Origin of the sequence: Thiomicrospira sp. (genome assembly GCF_036568485.1) — a bacterium.
Classification (GTDB): domain Bacteria; phylum Pseudomonadota; class Gammaproteobacteria; order Thiomicrospirales; family Thiomicrospiraceae; genus Thiomicrospira.
In genome coordinates this window covers 61,274-70,893 of sequence record NZ_DATCSL010000006.1, presented here as the reverse complement: position 1 = coordinate 70,893, position 9,620 = coordinate 61,274, and the positions used below count along the sequence as shown (strand labels likewise).

The following is a 9,620-nucleotide window of genomic DNA, read 5'->3' as shown; positions in this document are numbered from 1 at the left end:
TAGATAATCAACCGGTGCATCGTTTACAAGATTTACATAACGCTTAAACCTTGATATGTTTAAGTAACTAGAATATAAATTCGTTAGTTGCATAAAAGAAGCTGGTACGTTGACGTGCTGGCTTCTTTTCTTTTATGGAGTAAGACATTATGCAAAAACATCCTATGACTAAAGATGGAGCCGATAAGTTACAAGTCGAGCTTCAACGTTTAAAAAAAGAAGAACGCCCAAGAATTACGCAGGCTATTGCTGATGCACGTGAACACGGCGATTTAAAAGAGAACGCCGAATACCATGCCGCACGTGAGCAGCAGGGCTTTATAGAGGCGCGTATTAAGCATTTAGAAGGCGTTTTAAGTCACGCCCAGATTATTGATGTGGCGAGTTTAAATGCACAGGGTAAGATTGTATTTGGCGCGACAGTTAAGTTGCTAAATATCGAAACGGATGATGAAGTCATTTACCGCATTGTGGGGAATGAGGAATCGGATTTAAAACAAAACAAAATCTCGATTAACTCACCGATTGCACGCGCGTTGATTGGCAAGGAAGAAGGCGAAGAGGTTGTAGTACAAGCCCCAAGCGGCGAAATTGACTATGAGATTTTGGAAGTCAGTTACGTGTAATAAGGTTCTTGAAATATTAACCACCAGGCCTGGTGGTTAGGATACACAATAAAAAACCCGCAAGAGCGGGTTTTTTATTGGCTGACGTTTAGAGGGCTAAATTTCGAAACAAACTACAGTTTCATCTTCAGGGGCTGACGTAGGTGTGTCATAGTCAGTGGCATCAACAACACGAGCACGTCCAGTAACATAAGGGCTGGTTGTTACTGCAAAGGTAGTAGTGAAGTCAACACTGCTACCATCAATGGCTCGGATTAAACCCTGCAAGTCTTCTTCGGTATTAATGCCGGTGTAGCAAACTGCCCAATTGAATGTTTTCGGTTCAGTACTATCATTTCTAGCAAGGTCTGTGCTGCCTAGTGTTCCATCAGTAAAAACTCCATTTTTAATCAAAACAATTTCACCACCTAAAGCGTGCTGTGTTTTGGCAGAAATAAAACCTCTAGCGCTTAGTTCGTTTAACATTGCAGTACTTTTACCTTCAGTATCTGTTGCCGTTGTAACAGGTGTACCACCAGCTATATAAGCATCTGTTTTCGTACCATTGGTAAATAAATCCCCATAACGATCTTGATAACCGATTAAAGCCACGGAGTAGGCATTTACATCACCGGCCGCCGCTTTTACTTTGGCGCTTTTAATTAATTCCTGACCTTTCAAAACGCCGCCAAGTAGCAAGCCGATAATAACCAGTACAATGGCGATTTCGATGAGGGTGAAGCCTTTTTGTTTATTTTGGGTTTGCATGTATCATCCTTTTGGTATTTTCATTTGATCATTTTGATCAATTTGTTCGTTATAATTTTATCAAACAAATTGTTGTGGCGGCTTATCTTTTAGTTGATTTTTATTAATTACTTGTTGATTTGAATCTAATAACCACCAGGCCTGGTGGTTATTAGATTATTTGTTATTAATAACAATAAGTTAATTGATTATAGCGCGTCGGATGCAAATTCGGCAAGACGTGAACGTTCGCCTTGTTTGAGGGTAATATGTGCACCATGCTCCCAGTTTTTAAAACGATCCACCACATAAGTTAAGCCGGTGGTGGTTTCGGTGAGGTAGGGTGTATCGATTTGACCGATGTTGCCTAAACAAATGACTTTAGTGCCTGCACCAGCGCGCGTGACGAGCGTTTTCATTTGTTTAGGCGTGAGGTTTTGGGCTTCATCGATAATGATGTACTTTTTCATAAAAGTACGTCCGCGCATAAAGTTAAGCGATTTGATTTTAATGCGTTTGTTTAACAACTCTTGAGTGGACTGTTTTTCCCAGTCGGCGCCATGTTCATCCGCCATTGTTAGGACTTCGAGGTTGTCCATTAATGCGCCCATCCAGGGTGTCATTTTTTCTTCTTCCGTACCGGGTAAAAAACCGATGTCTTCGCCAACCGGAATGGTGGCGCGCGTCATAATGATTTCGTTATAAATGCCTTGATCCAAGGTTTGTTCAAGTCCGCATGCCAAGGCCAGAAGGGTTTTACCTGTGCCCGCAATCCCCAGTAAGGAAACAAAGTCAATATCAGGGTCCATGAGAAAGTTCATGACCATGTTTTGCTCGCTATTGCGCGCGTTAATTCCCCAAACACTATGCTTGCCTTCGGTGTAGTCCCGCATGGTTTCTAGGGTGATTTTGTGTTCTTCTACCTTACGAACGATTGCACTGAAGCCGGAATCGTTCGAGCTGATTAAGCATTGGTTTGGGTAGTAATGGTGTTGTTGATCACTGTCAATGTTTAACTCATAAAAACTCCGGGCTTCTACCTGCCAGGCTTTCATGTCTTTACCGTGAGTTTCAAAAAAATCGTCTGGCAGGATTTCGTAACCGGTATAGAGTAAATCGGCATCCTCAAGTACGCGGTCATTGTAGTAATCTTCTGAGTGCAAACCCACCGCCGAGGCTTTAATGCGCATGTTGATGTCTTTGGTGACCAGTGTGACATTACGCTCTGGAAACTTGGCTTTTAAAGCCAAGCCGGTTTGCAAGATTTGGTTGTCGGCTTTGTGGCTTGGAATGGTCGTGGGTAATTCGGCTTTTAGAATTTCGGTTTCAAAAAACAGTTTGCCGAGATGCAATGAGGTGTTTTCATCATTTTTACGTGGGTGGATATTTTCTAACGCAAGGCCTTTGCGGATGGTTTCAAAGTCAGCACCATCAATGATTTTGTCCATCAAGCGGTTGGTTTCACGCACATTTCGTGCGACTTCTGACACGCCTTTTTTGCCCGCATCCAGCTCTTCGAGCACGGTCATGGGGATAAACAAATCATGTTCATCAAAGTTAAATAAGGCCATCGGGTCGTGCATGAGCACGTTGGTGTCTAGGATGAAGAGGCGTTTGGTATTATCTGACATAACCGTTCCTTGTGATTATTTCAAAGCGTGGTTTTTGAGGGTGTCTAAAACATCTTGCGCGTGGCCAGTGACTTTGACTTTACGCCATTCTTTTATCAGCTTGAGGTTAGGGTCGAGCAGAAAGGTGCTGCGCTCAATGCCCATATATTCTTTGCCGAAATTCTTTTTCAATTTGATGACATCAAACATTTTGCACAAAATCTCATCTGGATCGCTAATCAGTTCAAATGGAAACTGGTATTTATTCTTGAAATTTTGATGTTTTTGTAAGCTGTCTTTGGATACGCCGTAAATTTCTGCCCCCAGTTTTTGGAAAGCGGCATATAAATCACGAAAGTCTTGACCCTCTTGCGCGCAACCGGGCGTATTATCTTTAGGGTAAAAGTATAAGATGCTGTAGTGACCTTTTAAGTCATCGAGTTGAAGTGTTTGATCTGGTGTGGTGCTGAGTTGAAAGTCGTTTAGTTGTAACGCTAAGTTTGATGACATTGTGGACTCCATCGCCTATGTTTTGGTTCTAGTATCACCATAAATCTCATTGCGTGCAACCGCTTTTGGGGTTGAAGGTGAATAATCCGCGACGAGCGCAATAACCAGTTGAACAACCAGGCCTGAAACGGTAAGATTACGCCTTTACGGCTTGCTGATTATTTTGATGGAAAAAACCTGGTGATTGGCTGGCAAGTCGGCAAATTATTATTGTGGAGAATGGGCCGTGTTTAGAGGCAGTATGGTGGCATTGGTAACCCCAATGAACGAAGACGAAAGCGTTGATTATGCCGCATTGGAACGGTTGCTTGAGTGGCATATAGAATCCGGCACGCAGGCCATTGTGGCGGTGGGTACAACCGGTGAATCAGCCACGCTCGATATGGAAGAGCACTGTGATGTGATTCGTTTTGTGGTTGAGCGTGTTAATAAACGTATTCCCGTGATTGCTGGCACCGGCGCAAACTCTACCTCCGAAGCCATTCAGCTCACTCAGTGCGCCAAGCAAGCTGGGGCGGATGCATGTCTATTGGTGACCCCTTATTACAACAAGCCGACTCAAGAAGGTTTGTATTTACATCATAAAAAGATCGCGGAAGCGGTCGATATTCCACAGATTCTTTATAACGTTCCGGGGCGCACCGCATGCGATATGCAACCTGAAACGATTGGTCGATTGGCTAAGGTTTCAAATATTGTTGGGGTGAAAGAAGCGACCGGTGATTTGTCTCGCGTAAGCAAAATTCTTGAATTAGTAGCACCGGATTTTGATTTGTATACCGGTGATGATGCCACCGCAATCGAGTTTATTTTACTTGGCGGTCATGGTGGTATTTCGGTAACCGCCAATGTTGCACCAGGCCTGGTAGCTCAAGCTTATGAAGCGGCTTTAAGTGGTGACGCGGATAAAGCGCGTCAGTTAGATGCGCCTTTAATGGGGTTGCATCAGAAGTTATTTGTTGAGGCTAATCCGATTCCGGTTAAGTGGGCGATGACTCAAATGGGCTTAATCAAACCGGCAATTCGTTTGCCTTTAACACCGTTATCGCAAACCTACCATGAGATTGTCCGCGGCGCATTGGTTCAGGCAGGAGTGTTGTCATAGTGACGTTATTAAGGCTGTTCGGGCTTGGAGCCCTGTGTTTTAGTTTGGCGAGTTGTTCAAGTTTGTCGAATATTTACAACGGTGAGGATGATCACCGGGTTCACGAAGCGGAATTGGCAAAAAAACTCGAAATGCCACCTAATTTTATTCAGCCTAAAACCAACAACACGGCTTTAACCCAGCCCATCGAGTCGGTCGATTTATCGACGGTAGATACGATTCCGAGTTACCAGGTTGAACAGATTCAAGTGAAATCCAATCTTGTCGAACGTTGGCTCGAATTTGAAGGTGTCGATGTAAAACAGGTTTGGTCAGGTTTGCGGCAGTTTATCCAGCAGCAAGGTTTTGAAATAGCCGAAGAACGTCTAGACCTAGGGTTGATTAAAACGCAATATCTAGCCAGAACCGAACAAGCTCCGGTTGAGCAGGAATTAAGTGCGTTATCGCGTATGCTCAATAGTTGGCGTCCAGAGTTAGTATCGGGGATTTATGATCGTTACAGTCTGCAGGTTATTGAAGAGGAGGCTAATCAAAAAATTAAGGTTCGTATTCGTCACCACATGATGTTGGCAGATTCAAGTGAAGATGCGACGGATTGGGTTTTGCGACCTTACGATACGATGATGGAATCACTTGCACTTTATCGTGCGATGGTGTTTTTCGGCGCGACGCAGCTGCAAGCCATTGAAGAAATTCAAAGTGCGGCTTACTACCAAGAACTTGTAGAAGGTGAAGAACTCGCTGGTTTGGTATTGGCGGCTCCACGATCGCAAGCTTGGGATTATTTACAAGCGATGGTTTATCGTGCCGAATGGTCGGTTACAGCCACCAGGCCTGCTTTATACGAAGTTTGGGTGAATACACCTGAAAACACCCCAACATCAAAAGGTTTGTTTGCGCGTCTGTTTTCTGGAAGCGATCTGCCGGATACGGTAGGTTTAAAATTGACCCAATACCAATCAGATAGCGAGCAAACCCTGTTAAGTTTGAGTGTTGCAGAGGGTGTTCCGCCGCTGAACGCTGAACAACGTCGTCACATTTTGACCGCGTTAGGCTTGCTCGAAAAATAATGTATTAAATACCCTTAGCCCTCTTAACGAGGGCTTTTTCTATTAGTTTTAACAAAAGTTTTCACTCCGTATCTTCATTTAGGAACCAGAGTTATGCAAATCATTTGGGGGCTTCCCGCTCATTCTGACTATCGTTTAAGCCAACTGAACGCCAAGCTTGCTTCGCTAGGTAAAATTGCCGGTGTGGCCTCGCAAAATGTTTACTTTTACGAAACTGAAGCTGACCTGACACCAGACCAACTGTCACAGTTACGCCAATTGTTAAATGGAGAGGAGGCCGACTTAACCCCAGCTCAATCAGCGAGTTGTTTGATTACCCCGCGTCCAGGCACGATTTCGCCTTGGTCTTCTAAGGCCACCGACATTACACATACTTGCGGTTTGCCACAAATTAAACGCATTGAAAAAGGCGTGGCTTATTTCTTAAAAGGTATCAACTCTGACCAGCTGGATGTTTTTATACCTGCTTTGTATGACCGTATGACTTCGGTGGCTTGGACAGATTTAACTCAAATTAACGCTTTATTTGAACAGCATAGCCCACGTAATTTGCGCACAGTGGACGTTTTAAAAGGTGGCCGTGGTGCTTTGGTAAAAGCCAATAAAGATTTAGGTTTGGCCTTAAGCGAAGATGAAATTGATTATTTGGTTGAGAACTTTGGTCAATTAAAGCGTAACCCGACCGATGCGGAATTGATGATGTTTGCACAGGCCAACTCTGAGCATTGTCGTCATAAAATTTTTAACGCCGATTGGATCGTTGATGGTGAAGCAAAAGCCAAGTCCTTATTTGGCATGATTCGCAATAGTTTTCAATCGAATCCGACGGGTGTGTTATCGGCTTATAGTGATAACGCGGCGGTTATGCAAGGGCCAGATGCGGTGCGTTTTTTCCCACAACCTGGTAGCGCTGAATATGCTTATAGTTCTGAGCCAGTACATGTACAGATTAAGGTTGAAACTCACAACCACCCAACCGCAATTTCACCTTTTCCGGGTGCGGCGACGGGTGCCGGTGGTGAAATTCGTGATGAGGGCGCGACCGGTCAAGGCTCGAAGCCTAAGTCTGGCTTAACCGGTTTTACGGTGTCTAACTTAAATATCCCGGGCTTTAAACAGCCTTGGGAGCGTGAGTACGGTCGTCCGGCGCGTATTGTCTCGCCCTTGGATATTATGATTGAAGGTCCACTAGGTGCAGCCGGTTATAACAACGAATTTGGTCGTCCGGCGATTAACGGTTATTTCCGAACCTATGAAAATCCAATGTTAACCAGCGATGGCGAAGAAGTTCGTGGTTATCATAAACCCATTATGTTGGCGGGTGGCTTGGGCAACATTCGTGAGATGCACGTACAAAAACAAAATATCCCGGTTGGCGCAAAACTAGTCGTATTAGGTGGTCCGGCGATGTTAATCGGCTTGGGTGGCAGTGCGGCATCGAGTGTAGACTCAGGTTCTGGTTCAGAAGCGTTAGATTTTGCATCTGTACAGCGTGATAATCCTGAGATGGAACGTCGCGCTCAAGAAGTGATCGATCGTTGTACTTATTTAGGAAAGGATACCCCTATAGCCTCGATCCATGATGTGGGTGCGGGCGGTTTATCGAATGCGTTTCCAGAACTGGTGAACGATAGCGGGCGCGGTGGACATTTCGATTTACGCAAAGTGCCGAATGATGAGCCGGGAATGTCACCGATGGAAATTTGGTGTAACGAATCGCAGGAACGTTATGTCATAGCGATTTATCCTGACAAGATCGAGCAGTTTGAAGCCATTTGCCAGCGCGAACGTTGTTTGTACGCAATTGTGGGCGAAGCTACCGCTGAGCAAGAGTTGGTCGTGAATGATACAGTTTTGGAAGGCACACCGGTGAATTTGCCGTTGAATGTATTGTTAGGCAAACCGCCAAAAATGCAGCGCGATGTCAAAACCTTAAATATTCCACAACCAGCTTTTGAAACCGCTGTTTTGGATCTGGAAGAGGTTACTGAACGTTTATTAAAGCTGCCAACCATTGCCAGTAAATCTTTTCTAATCACGATTGGCGACCGAACGATTACTGGTATGGTGACACGTGATCAAATGGTCGGGCCTTGGCAGGTTCCGGTCGCAGACGTGGGCGTAACCGCATCGGACTACAAAGGTTACACCGGCGAAGCTATGGCGATGGGTGAACGCCCTCCAGTTGCGTTAATTAATCCAAAAGCCTCCGCACGTTTGGCGATTGCCGAAGCCATTACCAATATTGCCGCGGCTAAAATTGGCAAGATTTCAGATATTAAAATGTCCGCAAACTGGATGGCCGCGGCCGGTCATCCGGGTGAAGATGCCGCATTATTTGCCGCAGTCGAAACCGTCGGCATGGAATTGTGTCCGGCTTTAGGTATTTCGGTGCCGGTCGGTAAAGATTCGATGTCAATGAAAACCGTATGGCAAGATCAAGGCCAAGATAAGGCCGTGATTTCACCGATTTCGTTGAACATTACCGCGTTCTCGATTGTTGAAGATGTGCGTAAAACCCTAACCCCGCAGCTGCGCACTAAGTTGGGTGATGCTCAATTATGCGCGATTGATTTGGGTCGCAAACAAAACCGTATTGGCGGCAGCTGTTTGGCGCAGGTTTATAACCAAGTGGGTGATTTGGCGGCCGACCTGGACAATGCGCAAGACCTTGTGCATTTCTTTGAAGCGATTCAAGCTTTAAACCAAGCCGGTTTAATTCAGGCTTACCACGACCGTGCCGATGGTGGTTTGCTAGTGACCTTGCTAGAAATGGCGTTTGCCGGTCATTGCGGCATTGATATTGATGTCAGTGAACTAGGTGCGGAGCCAATCTCGGCGCTGACGGCTGAAGAGTTGGGTGCGGTGATTCAAGTCAAAAACCAAGATATCGAACAGGTTAATGAAATTTTGGCGAAACACCAATTAGCAGAGATGTCACATTGGATTGGCGGTATTAACACCACCGATGAAATTGTGATTCAGGCTCAAGGCAAAACCTTGTTAAAAGGGGCGCGTGCTCACTACCAGGCCTGGTGGTCTGAAACCTCCTATCGTATTCAAGCGATGCGCGATAACGAAGTTTGCGCCGAGCAAGAATTTGACGCAATTAAGGATTCGGCTCATACCGAGTTGGTTGCGAAGCCAAGTTTTGATATAAATGACGACGTTTCTGCGCCCTTCATTCAAACAGGGGTCAGGCCAAAGGTTGCCATCCTGCGTGAGCAGGGCGTAAACGGTCAGCAAGAAATGGCGGCTGCTTTTGACCGCGCAGGGTTTAGCTCAATTGATGTTCATATGAGCGACATTCTAGAAGGTCGTGTGTCGTTAGATGAGTTTAAAGGCTTAGTGGCTTGTGGTGGCTTCTCTTACGGTGATGTATTAGGAGCGGGCCGTGGTTGGGCCAACTCAATTTTGTTTAACCCACGTGCACGTGATCAGTTTGAAGCCTACTTTAACCGCCAAGACACCTTTAGTTTGGGTGTGTGTAACGGGTGTCAGATGATGTCGAATTTAAAAGACATTATTCCTGGTGCTCAACATTGGCCAGCGTTTAAACGTAACCGCTCAGAGCAATTTGAGGCGCGTTTGTCTTTGGTCGAAGTGGCGGAATCGCCTTCGGTGTTGTTAGCGGGTATGGCAGGCAGTCGTATTCCGGTAGCGGTCGCGCATGGCGAAGGCCGCGTGGATTTTGGTGGTTCATCGGCGGAAGCGGCGCAAGGTTTGATTGGTTTACGTTATGTGAACGCGCAAGGTTTAGCGACCGAACGTTATCCCTATAATCCGAATGGTTCGGAGCAGGGTATTACCGGCTTAACCACTCAGGACGGCCGCGTTACAATAATGATGCCGCATCCTGAGCGTGTGTTCCGTGCTGTGCAGCATTCTTGGTGTCCAGATGATTGGCAAGAAGATGCGCCTTGGATGCGTTTATTCCGAAATGCGCGTAAATGGGTGGGGTAATTGGTTTAAT

General features: G+C 45.7%; 7 protein-coding genes. 4 read left to right on the top strand and 3 right to left on the bottom strand.

Features of this window, described 5'->3' with window-relative positions; all coding sequences use genetic code 11:
• The first annotated feature begins 149 nt into the window (after positions 1 to 149).
• Positions 150 to 626, top strand: coding sequence for a transcription elongation factor GreA (gene greA / locus VIM91_RS00630; protein ID WP_331862910.1), 477 nt, complete (start codon positions 150 to 152; stop codon positions 624 to 626).
• Between the two features lie 96 nt (positions 627 to 722).
• Here the strand turns inward: greA and VIM91_RS00625 are convergent, their stop codons facing one another.
• The 3 genes from VIM91_RS00625 to VIM91_RS00615 form a co-directional block, all read right to left on the bottom strand.
• Entirely contained in the window at positions 723 to 1,373 is a 651-nt protein-coding gene (locus tag VIM91_RS00625; RefSeq protein WP_331862909.1) for a prepilin-type N-terminal cleavage/methylation domain-containing protein, read from the bottom strand.
• A gap of 188 nt (positions 1,374 to 1,561) precedes the next feature.
• Entirely contained in the window at positions 1,562 to 2,983 is a 1,422-nt protein-coding gene (locus VIM91_RS00620) for a PhoH family protein (protein ID WP_331862908.1), read from the bottom strand.
• A gap of 15 nt (positions 2,984 to 2,998) precedes the next feature.
• Positions 2,999 to 3,472, bottom strand: coding sequence for a peroxiredoxin (locus VIM91_RS00615; RefSeq protein ID WP_331862907.1), 474 nt, complete (start codon positions 3,470 to 3,472; stop codon positions 2,999 to 3,001).
• A 226-nt stretch (positions 3,473 to 3,698) separates the two neighbouring features.
• Between VIM91_RS00615 and dapA the strand changes: the two genes are divergently transcribed.
• The 3 genes from dapA (at position 3,699) to purL (ending at position 9,610) form a co-directional block, all read left to right on the top strand.
• On the top strand, positions 3,699 to 4,577 hold the full coding sequence (gene dapA / locus VIM91_RS00610; RefSeq protein WP_331862906.1) for a 4-hydroxy-tetrahydrodipicolinate synthase: 879 nt from the start codon (positions 3,699 to 3,701) through the stop codon (positions 4,575 to 4,577).
• Positions 4,577 to 5,647 (top strand): outer membrane protein assembly factor BamC, encoded by a 1,071-nt coding sequence (bamC, locus tag VIM91_RS00605; protein ID WP_331862905.1) that lies wholly within the window; start codon positions 4,577 to 4,579, stop codon positions 5,645 to 5,647. Before dapA ends, bamC begins: the two co-directional genes overlap by 1 nt.
• A gap of 93 nt (positions 5,648 to 5,740) precedes the next feature.
• Positions 5,741 to 9,610 carry a phosphoribosylformylglycinamidine synthase gene (gene purL, locus VIM91_RS00600; protein WP_331862904.1) on the top strand — a complete coding sequence of 1,290 codons (3,870 nt, stop codon included), beginning with the start codon at positions 5,741 to 5,743 and terminating at the stop codon, positions 9,608 to 9,610.
• Positions 9,611 to 9,620 lie beyond the last annotated feature (10 nt).

What these genes read in the sequence shown, in the direction of transcription:
- greA (WP_331862910.1), top strand. Translation starts at nt 150, where the DNA reads ATGCAAAAACATCCTATGACTAAAGATGGAGCCGATAAGTTACAAGTC.
- VIM91_RS00625 (WP_331862909.1), bottom strand. Translation starts at nt 1,373, where the DNA reads ATGCAAACCCAAAATAAACAAAAAGGCTTCACCCTCATCGAAATCGCC.
- VIM91_RS00620 (WP_331862908.1), bottom strand. Translation starts at nt 2,983, where the DNA reads ATGTCAGATAATACCAAACGCCTCTTCATCCTAGACACCAACGTGCTC.
- VIM91_RS00615 (WP_331862907.1), bottom strand. Translation starts at nt 3,472, where the DNA reads ATGTCATCAAACTTAGCGTTACAACTAAACGACTTTCAACTCAGCACC.
- purL (WP_331862904.1), top strand. Translation starts at nt 5,741, where the DNA reads ATGCAAATCATTTGGGGGCTTCCCGCTCATTCTGACTATCGTTTAAGC.